This window comes from Tundrisphaera macrotermitis, from assembly GCF_051175315.1.
Classification (GTDB): domain Bacteria; phylum Planctomycetota; class Planctomycetia; order Isosphaerales; family Isosphaeraceae; genus Tundrisphaera.
The window spans coordinates 1-17,942 of record NZ_CP195103.1 but is presented as its reverse complement, the minus strand read 5'-3'; the positions used below and the strand labels follow the sequence as shown (position 1 = coordinate 17,942).

The window sequence follows — 17,942 nt, the reverse complement described above, 5'->3', positions numbered from 1 at the left end:
GCCCAATCAGATTGTAATCCGCTCGATTTCGTCGAGTGTGATTTGGTCGCTCGTCCGGTCGTAGAGCTTGGTGGTCCTGGGGCTTTCGTGAGCCGCTATCTGTTGGGCCTTCTCTATCGTACCACCTGATTCGAGATAGGCCGTTATCCCAGTCGCCCGGAACGTATGGCAGCAAACGCGATTCGGCAAGCCAGCGGCGACCGCCCGCCTCTTAATCATGTCGAGGGCGTTGTTCCTTCGGAGAGGCGACTCGGTAACGTTTTGCGAGCGGCCTGGGATGGAACGGAAAAGCGGCGTCTTCGCATCGCCCGCAATTCCGGCGGCCTCAAGGTATGCGTCGAGATAGCTCTCGGTGTTGTGGTGGGCCGGGACCTCGTGGAACTTGCCGCCCTTCTCGTGGAGCCGGAGCCACCACCGCTTGCCGTTCGAGTAGTAGTCCCCGACCTTCATCCCGACCACGGCCGAGACCCGTGCGAACGAGTAGACCATCGTGGCAATTAGGGCTCGGTCCCTCAAACCCAGGACGGTCGAGGTCTCGATGCTGTCGAGGAGCTTCCGGGCGTCGGCGGTCGAGAGTACATGCGTCTTTCCCTTCCTCACAATGACCTTCGGACCCTTGACCGAGGCCGCCGGATTCGTCGGAAGGATTTGCCCGGTCACGAGGTAATCGAAGAGCATCTTGATGGCGGCCAGGTGCTGTTTGACCGTTTCGTCGGCGAGCCGGGCCCTGGACTCCTTGATGTAGGCGGCGACGGCGATGGGCTCGATGCTCCGGAGCGTGAGCCCGCGGGCCTCGGCCCAGCGAAGGAACTGGCCCACGGCCTGGGCATAGGCGGCCCGGGTGTTGTCGTTGGGGATGTTGGCGGTGAAGAACTCGAAGAAGCGGCGTGAGGCCTGCTCACCCTCGTTGGTGATGAGGGCCGGGACCACCAACGCGTTGGATTGCCTCGGAACCAGCTCACCGCTCATCGGCCCATCCCCTCGGTCTTGAGTCACCCGCGTTCAGCCTGACCCTAAGTCCCGCCGCTTCCCACTCCGAAACCGACGCGAGTCGGCTGAGGACCTTTTCGACAAGAGCGGCCACGGGTCGGAAGCGTTGGGAAAATTCGCCCACCGTCTTCCGCCGCCAAGCTCGCACCTCGGCCTGGCTCTCCTCGAGGAGCTTGACCCGGAGTTGCCTCAGCATCGCGTCGAGGGCCTCCATCCGCTCAGGCCGTCCCTCGGAGCAGGTCTCCTCGAGGAACGTTCGGCAGGTCGCCTCGCACGCGTTGAACTTCAACCACCATCTCGCCTCGTCTTCCATGTTCCTCCCGGGTCGCTGAATGCGTGGATGTTGTACCACGTCGTTCGTAGGTCATAAAGGGCGTTATGACCTACGAAGATGCCCGGAAAGTTTTGCCAACCAACTGACTTGCATCGATTTGTCGGCCCAGGAACAATCAACTCTCAAGTCCATCCCCCCAAGCGAGATTCAATCGATGGTTGATTTCAGCAAGTTGCTAAATGAAGACGAGTCGCCGATTCCGATTGAACCGGGTGAGCTCTTTCAGAGCTTGGTCCGTGAACCTGCTTACGAGTATGTGAGAAGCGTTCAAACGGAAGTCCTCGATGCGTGGTTCGCCCGACGAGACGAGCAGGACGCCGTGATTAAGATGAATACAGGAGCGGGTAAGACCATGGTTGGTCTCCTGATGCTCCAGTCATCCTTGAACGAAGGGGTGAGTCCTGCAATCTATCTTTGTCCAACTAAGCAATTGGTCGAGCAAGTAGTGGCCCAAGCTAAGGGTTGCGGAATACAGACGGTAGAGTTCGGTGCCGACAGAGAAATGCCCCCAGAATTTCTCAACGGAGAAGCAATCCTTGTCACAACATTTCAGAAGCTATTCAACGGCAGGACAGTCTTTGGGATTCCAGGAAGCGGAAGGCAACCGGTCCATCTAGGAGCCGTGTTGATTGATGATGCACATAGTTGTCTCTCAATTGCGAGAGAAACTGTTTCTATCACCCTTGCTGGCGGGAGTTCTGGCTACGAAAGCCTACGAAGCCTGTTTCGTCCAGCTCTAGAAACTCAGTCGATGGGTACTGCAGCTACCATTCTGAACAACGACCCTCGTTACTATATGGCCGTTCCTTATTGGGCATGGATGACAGCACATGCCAGTGTTGCAAGAATCTTAAGTGACTTGAGAGAAACCGAACCTCTTAGGTTCTCTTGGGATTTGATTAAAGATGACCTCGAAATGTCCCATTGCGTGATTGCTGGTCACAAACTTGAAATCACACCTCATATAATACCGATTGAACGAATCCCGAGTTTCACTGAAGCAAAGCGTCGTTTTTTTCTGTCAGCAACCCTCGTAGATGATTCAGTTCTACTCAAAGAGTTTGGGGTTTCGGAATCGGCTGTGAATTCCACTATTAAACCCAAAGCCCGTGGCGATATAGGCGAAAGGATGATTGTTGCTCCACGACTAGTCCACAAAGACCTAACAAGAGACAACGCACTAACGATAGCAAGTGCTATTTCCAAATCTAAGAGGAACGCCGTCGTATTGGTTTCATCGAAAGAACGGTCGAAGTATTGGGAGGACAATGGGGCGATTGTAGCAATGGGTGAATCCGTCGGGCCCATGGTATCGAGACTGCTTGAATCGACGGGAAACTTTGCAGTCCTTGTAAATCGCTACGACGGGATTGATTTGCCAGGCTCTGCATGCCGTTTATTGATAATGGATGGACTTCCGGCGGGCATGTCGCTCTATGAGCAGCATTTAATGAGTGTCTTGCCCAATTCACCGCAACAGCGAGCGAACATGGCTCAGAAGATTGAACAGGGCCTGGGCCGGGGCGTCAGGTCTGGAAGTGACTATTGCGTGGTCTTGTTGACAGGCGTCGACCTGGTGGCGTTCATAACGCGTCGCGAAAATCATGCTTTCCTCTCTCCTGAAACAAGGCGTCAAATCGAGATTGGTCAAGAACTGGCGAAAGTGTCTCAGCAAGAAGTTGGCGTTCCGCAGAAAAGGCTTCAGGATTTGGTCATCCCCTGTATCAACCAAGACGGAAGTTGGAAGCGTTACCATGCCCACAAGATGACAAACTTAGACAAGCCTTTGACCGACGAAGTCAGGCTCAAACTTGCAGCAATGGAACGGGCCGCTGTTGAGAAGTTTCGTTCGGGCTCTGCCCTTGAGGGAGCTTCCATTATTCAGAAAGTGTTGAGCGAACTGAAAATGTCGGAGGGGCCAGACTTTGGATGGTACCTACAATTAGCTGCCAACCTCACTCAAAAGATTGACCCCGCAAGAGCTCAGGAAATGCAGCGGAAGGCTCACGAAGCCAATCGGAACCTTTTCCGCCCCATCGATGGAATCAAGTATCAGAAATTGGCGTCCAAAGCTGGTTTACAGGCAAATCGGGTTTTAGCATGGGTCAGGGGACATACTGACTCCAACGCGATACCTGTCGCGATGGCTGCCATGCTGAGCAACCTGAGTTTCGGAGTAAGCTTTGAGGATTTTGAAAAGGAGTGGGCTCACTTGGCCGATGTTCTTGGATTCGCAGGTCAGAGACCAGAGAAAGAGTTCGGAAATGGTCCAGATATACTTTGGAACATGACAGACGGCTACTACCTCGTCCAAGAAGCCAAGAGTGAAGTTGAACTCAAGCGGAAGACGGTCCATAAGAGTGAGGCCGGACAGCTTTCGGTGAGCGTCAATTGGTTTAAGCAAACCTATGGTGAGGGAACTCCTTTCTCGCCGATTCTTATTCATCCAGCCACAGTTTGCCATGAAGACGCCTTCGCTCCTGAAGGCACTCTAGTCCACGATGGTGATAGCTCGGCTAAACTACATCGGAAACTAACCGAGTTCGCGGCCGCTTTGGCCTCTAAAGCTCCAGAGGCTTGGTCGGTTGAAGAGATTTCGGAACTGCTCTCATCGCATTCACTCACCCCGAGCCGTTTCCGAAAAGGGTTTTTCAAGCCTCTGGAATCTGCTCGCTGACTCTAGCTATCTGGCTGGGGTGTGAAGACGCGAATCAAGCTACGCAACATCGTTGGTTATCTGTTTACCGGAGATAAAGGGAATTATCTCCGGTAAAGGTGGCGGGGTTGAGGTCCCGATGTTCGCGGTGCGTGCTTCGTCGCGGTAGACTCGTCTGCCCCTCGTGTCGGTCGGTCGGGCCAGTCTCAAGGAGGAGGGGTTTAGGCTGGCGACAACGAGCGAGAGCCGATGAAGCAACTAGCGGGTTTCTCAAGGCAAGAAGCGGCCCTGGTCATCGTCACGATGGTCTGGGGCGGGACCTTCCTCGCCGTCCAGCAGGCCCTCACCGTCAGCGGCCCGCTTTTCTTCGTCGGCCTCAAGTTCGCTGCCGCCGCCGCTTTCGTCGCCTTAGCTTCGGTCCGCCTCCTAAAGAAAATGACCCGACGCGAACTCCTCGCGGGCGTCATCATCGGCGTCTCAATCTTCCTCGGCTACGTGCTCCAGACTTACGGCCTGCAAACGATTTCGAGCAGTAAGTCGGCCTTCATCACCGCCCTCTACGTGCCGATGGTCCCGCTCCTGCAATGGGGACTCCTCCGTAAGCCGCCCCGATTGATGAGCTGGGCCGGCATCGGCCTCGCCTTCATGGGCCTTGTGCTCCTGGCCGGGCCTGATGTTGGGCCGATTGGGCTCGGACGGGGCGAGATGCTGACGGTCATCAGTGCAGTCGCCATCGCCGCCGAAATCATCCTCATCGGTCTCTTCGCAGATGACGTGGATAGCCGCCGCGTCACCGTTGTCCAATTGGCGGCGACCGCCGCCATCTCCTTCTCGCTCATGCCTGTCGTCCGAGAGCCGGTCCCGGCCTTCTCCTGGCTCCTAGTGTTGATTGTCGGAAGCCTGGGGCTCGCCAGTGCGGCCATCCAACTTGCGATGAACTGGGCCCAGAAGTCGGTGTCACCGACGAGGGCAACGGTGATTTACGCGAGCGAGCCCGTGTGGGCAGGAGTGGTCGGCTACCTGGCTGGCGAACGGCTACCCGCCTTGGCGTTGCTCGGAGCCGCCCTGATTGTGGCAGGAGTCATCGTCAGCGAGTGGAAGTTAGTACCCAAAAACAAGGTGACATAAAGGGCATTCTCGGACGCCCTGAGCGAGCCCTAATCTCACCGAGCACGCTTGTCCGTGGGATAGAATACGGAAGAACGACTCGGTTTCATCCGAGCGGGAAATGCCAGAGGCCTGCCATCCCCGGGGGGGAAGATGGCAGGCCTCTAACACTTCGAAGAGCGTGCGTCACCGGCCCTGTTGCTGCCGCCGGTCGTGCTGGATGGCGGGTCGGTTCAACACCTGGTTCGAAATTGCCTTCTGCTGGGTATTGCGGCGATTGGCCTCGAAGCGTTGGGCCACCTCGGGCCGGAGCTGCAAAGGGACCATTTGCCCCCGGTGGGGCGGTCGCTCCCCCGCATGCCCTTCGATTCGAGTGAAGGGATGCCGCACCTGGTGACGCTTGGCCGCCTCGAGGTTGTCAAAGCTCCTCACCACACGGCCTTGGGCCGCCCCGTTGGGGGCACACTTCTCGATATAGACCAGAGCGAACCATTTCGTCTGCCCGGGGGGGCGGTCCTCCGCCCGCTGGGTGGGGGTGCTTCGGGCTTTCTGCTGCTTCGGAGCGGCATCCCGCTTGAGCGAGCGGGGGCCGCGTTTGGCGGCTTGCTGAATCCTCGTTGTCAGGCCGAGCGGTTGATTGATGACCCTCCGAATGTTGCGGAGTTCCTCCGCCGGGCCGGTGGCGAGCCGGACCCGGCGGCCATCGGGGTTGATGCGATTGAGGCCGTAAACCTTGCGAATCGTCCCGGCCCGATGGTCCCTGACGCGGTAGAGCGAGATGCTCACCTGCCCATGTCTAACCTCACGCACGAACTCCGCGGTGGGCCTCAACGGCAGGCGGCCCATCGCCCGGGCGTTAACCCGGGCGGTACGTCGGGCCTCGATGCTCGCTACTTTGCGGCCCATGGCGTCGGCCACCGAGGCGGCCTTCGTGGCGACCTTGGTCGCCACGGCCTGACATTTTCGGGCCAGCCTGGCGATGGCCTCGAACGGTTTCTCAATCATTCGGGCAGCTCCCCATTTATCGTCAGCTTCTTCGCGAAGCGAACGATGGCGTTGTCCGTCAGCACGACCCGAAGGAAAACGACCCAGCAGGCGGCGATGATGGTTGACCAGAGAAAAGCCGTGGCTCGCTCGTCCACAGGGCCGAACATGGCCCTGAGTACCAGCCAAGGCATGGCGATAAGTCCCATGCCCAGCACCATGAGGATGAGTTTCATGAATGCGAAGACGACAAGGTGCGTCGCGACCACCCAATAGCCCCGGTAGAAGGCGGCGAGCACGATGACCAGGGCCACGGCCCCGGCGAGGAGCAGCAGCGGGTCTTTTGCGGTCAAGTCCGTGACGGACGCAATGAGGTCGCTCATCGATGTGTTCTCTTCGGTGTCAACTGGGGTAGGAGGGCCAGGGTCAAATCATCAATTGCTGTTATCTTCTTCGTTGATGAAGAGGCTCGACAGGAACCGCGTGAGCAGGTTGTCCCGGGTGAGGATTGGATTGATGACGAGCATCGAGGCGGTGACGATGACGGCCCCGATGAAGTTCCCGGCACGATTCCGCTCCTCCCCGAACAAGGCCAGCCAGAACAGGCCGAACGCGATAAATCCCGCCCCTACGAGGGCGAGCCCGTAGGCACAAAGGAGGATGCGAACGACGGCATTGGCCACGTGCCTCCAGCCACCCTGGTAGAGGACGGCCAGGATGAGGGCTAGAGACCCGGCAGCCAGGAGCAGGACAAACGGGTTATCCGCGGGCAGGGACTCGAACACCGTGGTGGCGGCAATCATCGTGAGCTACTCCTCTTCGGTTGCGAGTTGGGAATCGTCCTGCGGCTTCACTCCGGAGTTCAGGAAGAATTCGCGTTCCCACTCCTCCAGGGGTTCGAGGGTGTATGCCGCTTCGGGCTTCAGCGACCGGGCGTAGGAGACGAACTCCCCCGGCTCATGGACGTGGCGAGCAATCCATTCCGGGGACAGCCAAAACCGCCAGCGGATGGGCATAGGGAATCCGGTCACCGGGCTGATGAGCCGAGAGAGCGGCACGCTCGCATATCCGTACATGCCGAACTCGTAGGTACCGACCGGCAGGTCGCCGATGTCCGACTGCGTGACCCGTTCAAGGTCAAATCGCTCAATGTTCACGCTTTGAGTCACCGACCAGTTGGAGCTTCCGTTCGGCCCGCCGGTACCCCCCGTCTGGCGGCTCGTGCCCCGCTTCTCCTCGAACCCCCGCTCCTTCCCGAGTCGCCTCGCGAAGTAAGCCTGGCCGGGGCCGTCGTTATGCCGGAAGGCCACGATGATGTGGCACTGACCGAGCAGGGTCTCAGCCTGCTTTTCGCCGAAAACGGCCTCAACCTGGGCGGGCGTCTGCATGGCAAGGCAGCTACGGACGTCGCTGGAGCGGCCAAACTCGAGCACCTTCTGGATGATGGCCATCTTCTGGCCGCCACCGGCCGAGAGCTGCGGGAACTCATCGAGGTAGAGCAGCGTCTCGACGCCGATTTTTCCGCGAATGAGCAGCTCGTGGCCGATGAGTTCGAGCTGCACCGCGTTCCACGGCTCGATGGTCGTGTTGTAGCGGGGGTCGCTGCCCCACACCCAGATGATGCCCGGAGTATTGGCCGCCTCCTCGGTGGAAAACCGGCGGTCCTCGGGGGTCGATTCGATGAGCGAAGCGACGAGGTCCAGCCCTTTGAGCTCGGCGATGAGGGTCGCGTGGATGTTCGCGGCGGTCACCCCCTGCTCCGACGAGAGCAAGGACACCAGGTGGGCGGTCTTCTCGCACCGCCCGAGCACCTTGATGCAGAGCTCCAAGTCTCGCAGGATGAGCCCGACGTGCCGCACCGTCCAAAGACCCGGGTGCGTCGTGGCGAGCGACTGCACCACGCCGCGGAGCATGAGCTGGGCGGTCTTCTTGAAGAACGGATTGCTCTCACGAGCGTCGTCCTTGATGACCACCGCCGAGAGCTCATCAATCCGGGGCAAGTTGGTCAGGTTACCCGCACAATCCCAAGACCAGGAATCGGCGATAAACGGGTTGGTGGCCCGCACCGAGAAGCCGAGCGGTTCGTAGCGGGCCTTCAGAAGCGGGTAGAAATCATCCGGTTTTGTAGTGAACGCATGAACATTAAACGGGCGACCGGACGCAATGAGGGCGTCGATGTGGCTCGTCATCTGGGCCTTAAAGGCCGTGGTCTTGCCCGTGCCCATGCCGCCGGAATAGACCATCGCAAACTCGGCGAGCCTCAGGGGGACCGGCACGCCAGCGATGAGCAGCGAGTTCCTCTCCAGCCAATCCTCAGACGGGCGGCCCCTTAAGGCACGCCCCGCGTGAGACCTTTGGGTCAGGAGCGGACCCGCGAGCAAAGACAATATGTCTCTTAAGTGCTTCATTGTTCACGCTCCCAAAACTCTGCAATGAGGTCATCGAGGTGGCGTTCGGCCTCGTCCTGGGAGAACACTCCCGTGGGGCCGAGTTGGGGAGCAGGCGGCGGGGGCGGCTCTGAGATGAACCAGAATTCCTGGTACACCTCCCAGCCAGCGGCACCGACGACGAAGAGGAGGGGCACGCCCGCGACGACGATGAGCACCGACCCATAACCGCCGAGAAGAATGAGGCACAGGGCCGGGATGACCCCGATGTATGTCGCCTTGGCCGCCCCGCGAAAGGCGGCCTCGGCGACGGCCCTCGGCTCGAGGTCCGGCAACCGCCGGGACTCGAGCGGCGTGGGGGTTACGACTGGGCTTCGCCCTGGCCCGTGTCCGTGTCCGGGAGCGGGGACGATTTGGGCTTGTTGCGTGACCCCTTGGGCCGACCCTTGGGCTTTTTCGGCTGGGGCTTCGTCCGGGCCTGGTTGTCGGCCTGGTGCGAACTCGACGCGTCGGGCAAGGCTTCGACCTGGCCCGACCCGCCCTGCGGCCCAGAGACGGGCATGGGCCGCGAGATGGTCGAGCCCATGGAAGGGCGTTGCATTACCTCCCGCCGGGCTTCGGGGTCTGTCGGGAACAGGTGGGTAGGCGTTGCGACCAGGGCGGCCAGCCCTTCGCGATAGGCCAGTGCGGCGGCGGCCACGACCTGGTCACCACCTTCGAACTTCTTGGAGAACTCGGCGACCTGGTTCAGCGTCTCGAGATTCGCCTCGGCCACCTCGGCGAGGTCCTTCAAAGCCGACGAGGCCCGCTGCTCGGCAATCACGCCCTGGTCGAGGTCGAAAATCGCCTCGTGGGCCTGCTTCCTGTTCTGGATGAGCAGGGAGAGCCATTTCCACGCCATCGATGGAACTCCTGATACGGGGTAAATCATGGTGGGATAGGGCCTAGGCTCCGTTTCGCGATGCGCAGCATCGCACCACAACCGCCGAGCGGCTTTCTCGATGGGTGTTTGCTGGTTGAAGTCCAGGCGGGCGTAGGGCCTCTGCCCTCGCGGATTAATTGTGGATTAAAATTCCACAGAAACAATAGCCTGGTTCAGATTTTCTTGGCGGGGCGTCCCGGCTTGCGGTCTGGGAGCTCAAATGAGTCGCATTCGACTTCCGAAAACACTGGCTTCCCGTTCGGTCCAAGAGCACCAATTTGGATATTCGGGTTCAAGAACCATCGCTTGAGTTGAGTTTCATGCAGGCGGATGCCGTGGGACTGGGAAATTCTCTGGGCCGCTTGGTACGTGTTGAGTGTCCTCTCTTCGCTCGGCGGCCTGAGTTCCTCGGCAATCTCCATGATTCGTTCGGCCGCAGGTTTCGCCCTATCCGGATGTGCTCGGCCGAACTCGGTGAACTGCGAGAAGACTAGGGCCTGCCGTTCTTCCGGCGTGAACTTGGTCTCCGTCGTCATCGGGGGAGCCAACATGACGCCTTCCGGCCTCGTCAGGCTGGCCAGCGTCGTCTCCACCCACGGGATTCCCGCAACGACGTCGAGCGATTCGTTGGGAATTGCGGGAGACAAGCCTCTCAGAAGGTTTTTGAGTTGCTGCTTCTCTTTGTCGTGCTGGATTTTGTCTTCTGGTACCACTGGCAATATTTCAAACGGGATGTACTCCAGCACGATACCATCAAAACCTATTGATTCGGAAAACTTCATTTTAAAATGAGGTTCGAGCATAATATTTCCGATATCTTCTTCGGAATTCAGATTGGCTATCACGCCGTAGGTGATTTTCAACTCTTCGTTACTTTCGGCATTCTTCGAGTTCGCAGACTCAACGGCATCATCCGCACGGAGTGGTTCTTTCTCCTTGCTCAGGTGTGTGTCCGGCGGTTTCTTTCTGCCCATTGAGCACCACTCCCCCTCTCCTACGTCTTCTCGCTGTATCCCTAAGACCCACCTGGACCTTCAGACCCCGCAGGGTTCTGAGTCCATTCACTCCCTTGCGGCAGCACCTCCATTTTATGCCAGAATTATTCCCTTTCTGGCATTTCCCATGGTCTGCACCTATCTCAGTTGTGGTCCTCCGGGTGGCCTGCCGGTCCACGCGAAAGCTTAAAAGCGTCATGGCTTTAACGCCTTGATGCCATCTGGCTTCAACGCCTTAAAGACTAGACGGATTGTGTCTCTGTTCAACGATGGTCGTAAACTACTGCCTTGACACCAGATTAAATGCCAGAATTATTCCTTTTCTGGCTTTCTGGCATTTCCCTTGGCCTTCCAATAGTACTCAAGAGCTCGGTCCACCAAGTCGCTGAACTGGCACTGCTCCTTCCACGACCAGTCGCGGTAGGTGGCCGCGAGGTCTGACCGCAATCGGAGCGAGACCTTCTCACGCTCGACCATGGCGGCTGGGGTCTTGCTGCCCGGCGGCCTCCCCCTCCTCGCCTCCTGCTTCTTCAGCGGAGCGGCTCGCTTCGGTGTCGCCGCTGGTGGCTCGGCGAGGTCCACGACCTGGGCGGGGGCAAATTGAGCCCCTTCAACCTGTCGCTGGGCCTCGGGTGGCCCGGGGGTCTCCACCGGCTTGGGCATCTCCACCGCTCGGCTCTCGGCGACCGTCTCCTCTTCGGGGGCGTTGGCTGCTGCCTCGTTCCTCGAGATGATATTCCCGAGGACTCCCCCGATTCCCTTTACTTGCTTTTGAGCCACGGCAGTTCCTCTCCCAATTTCTTGACCACGACTCCGTAATCCTCAAGGGCGGTCGAACGCTTAAGCTTCAACATCCCCCCCCCTGCCGCCGCTTCCACGAGGTCCACGTCCTGCCGAATCTGACCGAGGACCGGATAAATCTGCTTCACCTCCTCGATGACCTGCTGAGTGATGGCTCGACGCGAGTTCGCCTCGGTGAGGATGACCCCGACGATTTTGAGCTGCTTGTTGACGTACTCCTTGAGGACCCGGACCACCTCCGTCAGGTGGCCAACAGCACGGAGCTCAAACCCCCCAGCCTTCATCGGGACGATGATGCCCTCGGCTGAGGTAAAGCAGTTTGTCGCGAGCACGGCGAGAGACGGCGGGCAGTCGATGATGACCAGCGTGTCTTTCGGCAGGTCCGTTTTCTCGAGACAGGTTTTCAGCATGTACTCGCGGGCGGTCTCGGCGAGGAGTTCGGTCTCTGCCTTCGCGAGGTCAATGCTCGATGGGGTGATGGAAAGATTCTCCGCGAGCTCAACTACCGGGAGAGGTCCCCTGCTCTTCAGGGCTTGGTAGAGGACTCCTTCGGTGTCCTCATATCCGAAGGACTCGGTGAGATTCGCCTGAGGGTCCATGTCTACGAGGTGGACCCTTTTCCCTGCCGACTGAGGAGCACTCCCAATACAGCCGTTGAGGTTGTCTTGGCAACTCCCCCCTTTTGATTCCCAACCGCAAGTATGTGCATCCCCAAAATCCTCCAATAATTCTCCGTAAGTGACTGTAGCGAAACGTAGAAAAATTCTTCCTTTCTGGCAATGCCAGAATTATTCCTTTTCTGGCATTCTTCCAAAGCAAGAATTCTGGCTTTCTTCCTTATCTTCCTTTCTTGCCTTTCAGGCTTTTTCAAATGAATTCTGGCTTTCTTCCTTTTCAAGAATTCTGGCATTTCAGGCAGGCCATTTCGGAGACCGAGTGGAGCGGGGCAGGGGAGGGGGCCGATGCTGACTGGTAGTTGCTGTTTGGCCACAGAGCGGGCAAAGCAGCTTGGCTCCAATCATCCGATAAGGCGGGCTACTCTGATGGCAGAGAACCAGGACGCTCAGGCAGGCAAAGCTCGGAAGCGGCAACCGGCCAAAGCATCGGTCCGTGTCGCCACAAAGAAGCTCAAATCAACTATCCACCTGACCCCGGAAGCGTCTCAGCGGCTTGATATCCACGTGGCGATGATGGGTCCAGGCTTTGACCGCTCGAGCCTCATCGAGAATCTCATCAACACCCACCTTCGTCGCTACGTGGTCTCCGACCGGGGCGGAGCAGCGTCGGACACTGACGAGTTGGCGGCGGCGGGGTAGGGCGGTCGCCATCTCAAAAGAGGGCTTTGGAGCTTCCCTGAGCCCCGTGGTGGCTTTGCTTGCCCGGACCCAAGGGAAGAGGTGGCCAAGCCGGAGACTCGGCGTCCTGGGTCATCCTGGACTGCCAAAACGGATGTTAGGATTCGCCTGGCTCGGGGATACCGAGAAGCTTCCGAACATGCTTCTCGCGTATGACCCTGAGGAAACCCTGCCTAATCGATGAGCGGGGCATCTGCTCGTAGGCGGCTAGCATGACGGGGTCGGCCTGCTTGAGGGCCTCGGCATTGAATTGCTCTAAGCCCCCGTCCTTGGCCGCTCGCTGAGTGAGGTACTCATCGACCTTGGATTTAACAGCGGTTTCGGCTGCCCTAGCTTCCCGGGCTTTGCGAGCGGCTTCGGACACTCGACGTTGCTCGGTCTGCTTGGCGAGTTCTCTCTTTTGGCGGTCGGATTTCGTCTCAAAACCCTGGGGAAGCTTCTCGCTGAAACGTCCTCGGATCGCTGAGGCGAGGTAGGCCCCGTCATCCTTGACCTTGGTGGGTTTCTTTTCCTTGAGCCAATCGAAGAGCTCACACTCGGCCTGAATTTCCTCCTCGGAGAATTCAGCCACGAGTTGAGAGGCCACACCCGAGGAAACCCCCCGGTCAACAAGCTCCTGCTCCAGAGGGGAGAGCACGACCTGGTGAGCGACGGTTTCAGACAGTGACAGGGCCTTGCTCGATTTCGAGAGTCCGAGGTCCACCTCGTTTAGTGAACGCTCGAAACTCGGCCTTAGCCTTTGGGCCCGGGGTATAAACCATCGTCCAATCAGGCTTACCCGACTTGTCGATGCACTGCTCAAACTCAACGCACTCGACGTATCCCGAAGCCAAATGGTCCCGGTGGATTCTGGCCATCTGGGGACGAACTTGATTCCAGGTGAAGAACCGTGAAAGCGGAGCGTAGGTGCAAAACTCGGAATAGTAGAACTTGGCATGCCTGCATCCGAATTTTAAGGCCGTGTAAATCCGGTAGCTCAACAACTCGTAGAGCCTTTGTGATACGGGTGGTAGGTCCTTCAGGTAATCGTAGTCGAGCGGCCTGGTCTGAGCTCTGCTGATGACCTACATGAACACGTCGTTTAGCACCAGGTAGACCGCATCGGCCCGCCTTCCGTCGGGTAACTCCTCGCCGGTGAAAATCACGCTATAGCGAGTGAATCCGGCCTCGAGCTCCTTGGTCTTGCCATCGGCGAGCTTGTATTTGAATTTGGCTTTGATGCTGACAAAGGCGTTTTGGAAAAGGGATTTTCTGATGTGGTCGCGAGATTTCCCGCCGCTCAAGCCAAGTTCTCGGCTGATGTCGTGAATGCTGCCGAGTTTAATCAGCTTCGGAATGGGGCGACTGGCTTCCTCTATTCGCCGGTTCACGATGAGGGTATCGATTTTGTACGCCAGGGGCCCGGGCTGACCATAGTGGCTGTCGTGGCCTACCTGCCATTGAACGAGACTCGCTCCGTCTGGGCTTTGCTCGCGAATCTCGATGGAAACCATTCCCTGCTTTGCCAAGCGATGAACGGGGTATCGAGAGAGAGCCGTCTCAACCCTGATGACGTTGAGGGGCGTAAGCCCTGCGGGCTTTTGAATTTCCTCCTCGTCAGCCTTCATGAAATCAAAATCCATAACTACAACAACACTCTTATGGTTATTGTTGTTGTCTTTAAGAGTCTTAACAAGAGTAATAGTATAAAGCGAATTCCCGGGTCAGAAGGCATGGAATACCAGTCACTTACAGGAAAATCAAGCCCGAAAAGCGTAACTCAAAGTGGCCAACCTCGTAACTCAAAGTGGCCAGGGCGGTAACTCAAAGTGGCCAAAGGCGTAACTGAAGTGGCCAACCTCGGAACCAGAAAGTGGCCAGGGCGGTAACTCAAAGTGGCCAGCGAAGCAACGCTCGAAGGACCAAAATCGGGCAAATCGCCTCGCTACTGTCAGCGGGAAAGATGACCAGGGCTGGGTTTACGTCCCATCTTGGTACCCAAGCCATCTAACACGGCGTTTAATCAGCTTGGGGTAGGTCGTCCGGTGGCCACTTTGAGTTACGGCCCTAAAGGCAATTAGTTTCAGGTATTTAGGCTCCCTAGATACCGCAAACACGCTGAGTCTTCTCATATTTCCTATTCTTAAGAGCATTCGCAAGTAATTGGAAATATTCAGCTTGCGATGATATTTGGTTTCTGGATTGAGCCGTCCAGTCTTAGAGGCCAGTCCGGTAACTCAAAGTGGCCAGATAGACACGATAAAGGGCCTGGTCCGGCTTCCGAGTTTCACGATTTGGGGTTTGCAAAATGTTCCCCGGTTATCGGTGGAGCCGTAACCGAAACCGTGATTGTGGTCCGAACGAACTCCAAAGCGTGAAGCGTCACCAAAGGGCAAGGAGTTCATCCTTCGGACCGCGGTACACGCCGAGAACCGGGGAACCTTTTACTTTTCTCTCCCTGCCCCCGGCCCCTTCATCCTCGCCCCCTCACCCCGTGCTGGGGGGCGAGGATGAAGGGGCCGGGGGCAGGGAGCCATACACTCCCGCTCGAAGCCTGGCGTGGGGATAGACCAGTTGCCCGGCCCATGCTTCTGTTTGCTGATTCTGAGCCCCCATCACGCGGACGGCCGAGCCGTCCGCAAATCGTCCCGGAGGGACACCGCCTCCGCGTCAGGGGGCGAGAGGGGGAGTCGCCGCAGGCGACCGGAGCGAAGCGGAGCCCGGAAGCACCCGGCCCCGCAGGGGCGACGCCAGAGGGATTATCCGGCTGGGGGGGAGGCTCACAAAATCCGCCCACCCATTTCCAAAAGATGGTTTGAGAATGGGCCGAAAACCCCCGCAAATATCCGGCGGGAACTCCGAAAACGGACCGTTTTCCAGGTCAGGAGACCCATTTTCAGGGTTTGCGTAAGTCGAGCAATTTCAAATACTTCGTAGAAGTGGACGCGCGGGCATTTCGGGCAGTAGAGCAAGCGAAATTGAGGCCCATAGGCCGAAAACGGAGAGCGATGAGGGCTCGCCTGGGAGCCGAGCGAAAAGACCGCAGGGAATGGAGGGAGGCGGATTTGGGGGAGGGGAGGCGGCGACCGAGGAGCAAGGCAGCGAGAGCTGCTGAGCGGAGTTATCGGAGAGGGGCCGAGTGCCGTGAGCTGTAAGCAGCTAACGGCAGGAGGGCGAGCGGGTGGGAGAAGGCAAGGCGAGCAAGTCGAGGGAGACGGCGGGGCGATTGCGAAGGGGAAGGGCGGAGGCGTTAGCCTCCTGCCCCTCTCCCCGCATGCAAGCAGCCTCGCTTGTCCTCGATGAGCCGCAGGACGACCCGCCCGTCTAGCGGTTGCAGGTCGAGCGATATGGTGAGCCCCTTGCCGTTTGTGTGGCCCCAGGCGACGCCGATTTGACGCCACTCCGATTTCCTCCCATCCCGTTCCTTAACCCACCAGGCGGCGTGCGTGGGGCGTTTAACGGCCTGCCCGTTCGATTCGTAGCTCTCTTCCATTTTCGTGTTCCAACAAAAGGGCGGGGCCACTCGACCCCGCCCGGTAATTTCTAAAAGGGTTGGGAGTCAAATTCCTCGTCGATGAAGGTCTCTGCCACTTCGTGCCAATCCACTTCGGAAAGGGCTGCGTTCAGGAGGTCGGAATAGAGGTTGGGCCCAAGCTCAGGCATCCCTTCGTTGAGCTCCTCCTTCAACCGAGTGGCGAGGAGATAAACGGGGGCCCTCCGTGGTTCCCAGATGCCTTCTCGGACTTGCCAACAATCGGCGGCTTCCTCTCTCGCCTCCCTGGCTGCCCCAACCCAATAAGCTTGATTTCCCTCGTTATTCTCCAACCAGAGGCACACGGCCCAGGTCTCGTAATTGGCGAATCCGTTGTGCTTTTTCTCGGCTTCCATGCTCCCAACTTCGTAAGTGGGCCCGCCTCACCATCGAGCGGACACCAGGTTATTTCCATTCCAGCCTCCGCCCCCAGAACCGCTTTTCGGCGGCGGGAGGGGAGAGCGTGTGTTTCGACCCGCCTTGCACGCACGCTCTCTCCTCCCGGTGCTGAAAAGAGGAAATGGCCCTCCCTGGAGCGATAGCGGAAGGCGATTTGGCGGGAGCCGATCCCTAGCGGCGTCGGGAGTGGGAGCGTTGCAGGGGGCATGACATAGCGAAGTCTTGGCGTGACCCCTGCTAAGCGAAGCGACCAGAGCCGATGGGGTGGGCGACGAAGGCTGATGTGGCCCTTGGCCGCACCTCTTTGGTTCTAACGCGTGAGGGGTCTGAAGGGCGATTAAGTCCGCTAGGACCGAAGCGACAGCGAAGCCCGGAAGGGGCCACGACCCGTGAGCAGCACGCCCGAAGTCCCTCACCGGCTAATCGAATATCCCCGCTTAATCGTGTGCTCGGAGAGTTGCCCTGTCTGCTCGACCACGGTCCTTGTCACCTCCTGGGCCATCGTCTTGTAACGGGCCTGCCCGAGGGAGCGAATCAGGTTGGCGAGCTTCGGCCCACCGGCGGAGAACTCGTCGCAGAAGAGATGCGTGCTCTTGATGCTCCGAGAGAGCTGGACGTATCCCATGTGCTGGTCGGTCATCGAGCCGCCGATGAGGACGTGCACGTGGGGGAGCGAGGCTCCTTGGAGCTTGTGCGTGGTGGATGCGTATCCGAGCCGCAAATTGTCTTTCGAGTACTTCTTGAGGTCGACGGTCACCTCTCTCCCGTCCTTGTCGAGCTTGAACGTGACCCGCTGAAGCTTGTTGTCGATTCGGGTTACGGTGCCGCAGTCCGAGTTCTCGAGTCCGTTCGGCTTCGACCGTTTCTGAAACTGAACCTTGTCGCCCTGGTGGATGAAATATCCGTTCGCGTAAAACTTCTTCTCTGGGTCCACCTCGCCACACAGGATGCGAGCGGCCTGGGCCTTCACGTTGAGAGCCTTCACCTCGGAGTTGGTTGAGGCGAGCATAAAGACGCTGGTCGGGTCCTTGATTCCGCCATCGGCCTTCCATTGCTCAAGCAGCCTATCCATCGTCTCGGGGCGGGTCTTCGCGAGGTGAAACCGCCCGTTGTTGATGTAAGCCTTGATGGCGGCATCCGCATCCCCTCGTTCCATTGCCTTCACGGCATCGCGTGCCCACGGGTCATCCTGACGGCGAATCTTGGTCAAAAGACTCGTCCCCAGGACGGATGCGAGGTACTTGAACGGGCCACCCGCCGAAATCGGCTGAAGCTGTTTGTCGTCGCCGACGAGGATGAGCCTGGCTCCCGGAGCTTTCTTCACGTGCTCGATGAGCTTCGCGAGCTGATTGGTCCCGAGCATCCCGGCTTCATCGACCAGCACCACGGACTTCGCATCGAGCTTCAGCCGACCCTTATCGAGTTGGTAGAGGGTCGATTGGAGAAACTCGCAATCGATGCCCTTGCCGACCCCCTCTTTCAAATCCCTGCATGGCGGCAC

18 protein-coding genes are annotated in these 17,942 nt (G+C 58.6%); 3 read left to right on the top strand and 15 right to left on the bottom strand.

Annotation, left to right across the window (positions count from 1 at the left end; all coding sequences use genetic code 11):
• Window positions 1–6: 6 nt before the first annotated feature.
• Both TA3x_RS29060 and TA3x_RS29055 read right to left on the bottom strand, forming a co-directional pair.
• Entirely contained in the window at window positions 7–969 is a 963-nt protein-coding gene (locus TA3x_RS29060; protein WP_435022730.1) for a tyrosine-type recombinase/integrase, read from the bottom strand.
• Window positions 959–1,303: a hypothetical protein gene (locus TA3x_RS29055; RefSeq protein ID WP_435022728.1), complete on the bottom strand. Its 345-nt coding sequence runs from the start codon at window positions 1,301–1,303 to the stop codon at window positions 959–961. Before TA3x_RS29055 ends, TA3x_RS29060 begins: the two co-directional genes overlap by 11 nt.
• Window positions 1,304–1,478: 175 nt before the next feature.
• Between TA3x_RS29055 and TA3x_RS29050 the strand changes: the two genes are divergently transcribed.
• The gene (locus tag TA3x_RS29050; protein WP_435022726.1) at window positions 1,479–4,001 is read left to right on the top strand and encodes a DEAD/DEAH box helicase; all 2,523 of its coding nucleotides are present in this window, start codon (window positions 1,479–1,481) and stop codon (window positions 3,999–4,001) included.
• Between the two features lie 228 nt (window positions 4,002–4,229).
• Window positions 4,230–5,108: a DMT family transporter gene (locus tag TA3x_RS29045; protein ID WP_435022724.1), complete on the top strand. Its 879-nt coding sequence runs from the start codon at window positions 4,230–4,232 to the stop codon at window positions 5,106–5,108.
• Window positions 5,109–5,273: 165 nt separating this feature from the next.
• Here the strand turns inward: TA3x_RS29045 and TA3x_RS29040 are convergent, their stop codons facing one another.
• The 9 genes from TA3x_RS29040 to TA3x_RS29000 all read right to left on the bottom strand — a co-directional run bounded on the left by TA3x_RS29040 (window position 5,274) and on the right by TA3x_RS29000 (window position 11,901).
• Window positions 5,274–6,092: a hypothetical protein gene (locus TA3x_RS29040; protein ID WP_435022722.1), complete on the bottom strand. Its 819-nt coding sequence runs from the start codon at window positions 6,090–6,092 to the stop codon at window positions 5,274–5,276.
• Window positions 6,089–6,454: a hypothetical protein gene (locus tag TA3x_RS29035; RefSeq protein WP_435022720.1), complete on the bottom strand. Its 366-nt coding sequence runs from the start codon at window positions 6,452–6,454 to the stop codon at window positions 6,089–6,091. Before TA3x_RS29035 ends, TA3x_RS29040 begins: the two co-directional genes overlap by 4 nt.
• 51 nt (window positions 6,455–6,505) lie before the next feature.
• Window positions 6,506–6,874, bottom strand: a complete 369-nt coding sequence (locus tag TA3x_RS29030) for a hypothetical protein (RefSeq protein WP_435022718.1) — start codon at window positions 6,872–6,874, stop codon at window positions 6,506–6,508.
• A 6-nt stretch (window positions 6,875–6,880) separates the two neighbouring features.
• The gene (locus tag TA3x_RS29025; RefSeq protein WP_435022717.1) at window positions 6,881–8,314 is read right to left on the bottom strand and encodes a type IV secretory system conjugative DNA transfer family protein; all 1,434 of its coding nucleotides are present in this window, start codon (window positions 8,312–8,314) and stop codon (window positions 6,881–6,883) included.
• 161 nt (window positions 8,315–8,475) lie between these two features.
• On the bottom strand, window positions 8,476–8,793 hold the full coding sequence (locus TA3x_RS29020) for a hypothetical protein (RefSeq protein ID WP_435022715.1): 318 nt from the start codon (window positions 8,791–8,793) through the stop codon (window positions 8,476–8,478).
• A gap of 26 nt (window positions 8,794–8,819) precedes the next feature.
• Window positions 8,820–9,359 carry a hypothetical protein gene (locus TA3x_RS29015; protein WP_435022713.1) on the bottom strand — a complete coding sequence of 180 codons (540 nt, stop codon included), beginning with the start codon at window positions 9,357–9,359 and terminating at the stop codon, window positions 8,820–8,822.
• A gap of 194 nt (window positions 9,360–9,553) precedes the next feature.
• A complete protein-coding gene (locus TA3x_RS29010) occupies window positions 9,554–10,354 on the bottom strand; it encodes a hypothetical protein (protein ID WP_435022711.1) in 801 nt (266 codons plus the stop codon).
• 333 nt (window positions 10,355–10,687) lie between these two features.
• Window positions 10,688–11,155 carry a hypothetical protein gene (locus TA3x_RS29005; RefSeq protein ID WP_435022709.1) on the bottom strand — a complete coding sequence of 156 codons (468 nt, stop codon included), beginning with the start codon at window positions 11,153–11,155 and terminating at the stop codon, window positions 10,688–10,690.
• The gene (locus tag TA3x_RS29000) at window positions 11,137–11,901 is read right to left on the bottom strand and encodes a ParA family protein (RefSeq protein WP_435022759.1); all 765 of its coding nucleotides are present in this window, start codon (window positions 11,899–11,901) and stop codon (window positions 11,137–11,139) included. The genes TA3x_RS29005 and TA3x_RS29000 overlap by 19 nt, the downstream gene beginning before the upstream one ends.
• A gap of 318 nt (window positions 11,902–12,219) precedes the next feature.
• Here TA3x_RS29000 and TA3x_RS28995 point away from each other — a divergent pair, with 318 nt between their 5' ends.
• Entirely contained in the window at window positions 12,220–12,492 is a 273-nt protein-coding gene (locus tag TA3x_RS28995; protein WP_435022705.1) for a hypothetical protein, read from the top strand.
• Between the two features lie 136 nt (window positions 12,493–12,628).
• Here the strand turns inward: TA3x_RS28995 and TA3x_RS28990 are convergent, their stop codons facing one another.
• The 4 genes from TA3x_RS28990 to TA3x_RS28975 form a co-directional block, all read right to left on the bottom strand.
• Window positions 12,629–13,234: a hypothetical protein gene (locus TA3x_RS28990; protein ID WP_435022757.1), complete on the bottom strand. Its 606-nt coding sequence runs from the start codon at window positions 13,232–13,234 to the stop codon at window positions 12,629–12,631.
• A gap of 361 nt (window positions 13,235–13,595) precedes the next feature.
• Entirely contained in the window at window positions 13,596–14,138 is a 543-nt protein-coding gene (locus tag TA3x_RS28985; protein ID WP_435022755.1) for a hypothetical protein, read from the bottom strand.
• 1,915 nt (window positions 14,139–16,053) lie between these two features.
• Window positions 16,054–16,398 carry a hypothetical protein gene (locus TA3x_RS28980; protein ID WP_435022753.1) on the bottom strand — a complete coding sequence of 115 codons (345 nt, stop codon included), beginning with the start codon at window positions 16,396–16,398 and terminating at the stop codon, window positions 16,054–16,056.
• 455 nt (window positions 16,399–16,853) lie between these two features.
• A complete protein-coding gene (locus TA3x_RS28975; protein WP_435022751.1) occupies window positions 16,854–17,924 on the bottom strand; it encodes an AAA family ATPase in 1,071 nt (356 codons plus the stop codon).
• Between the last annotated feature and the right edge of the window lie 18 nt (window positions 17,925–17,942).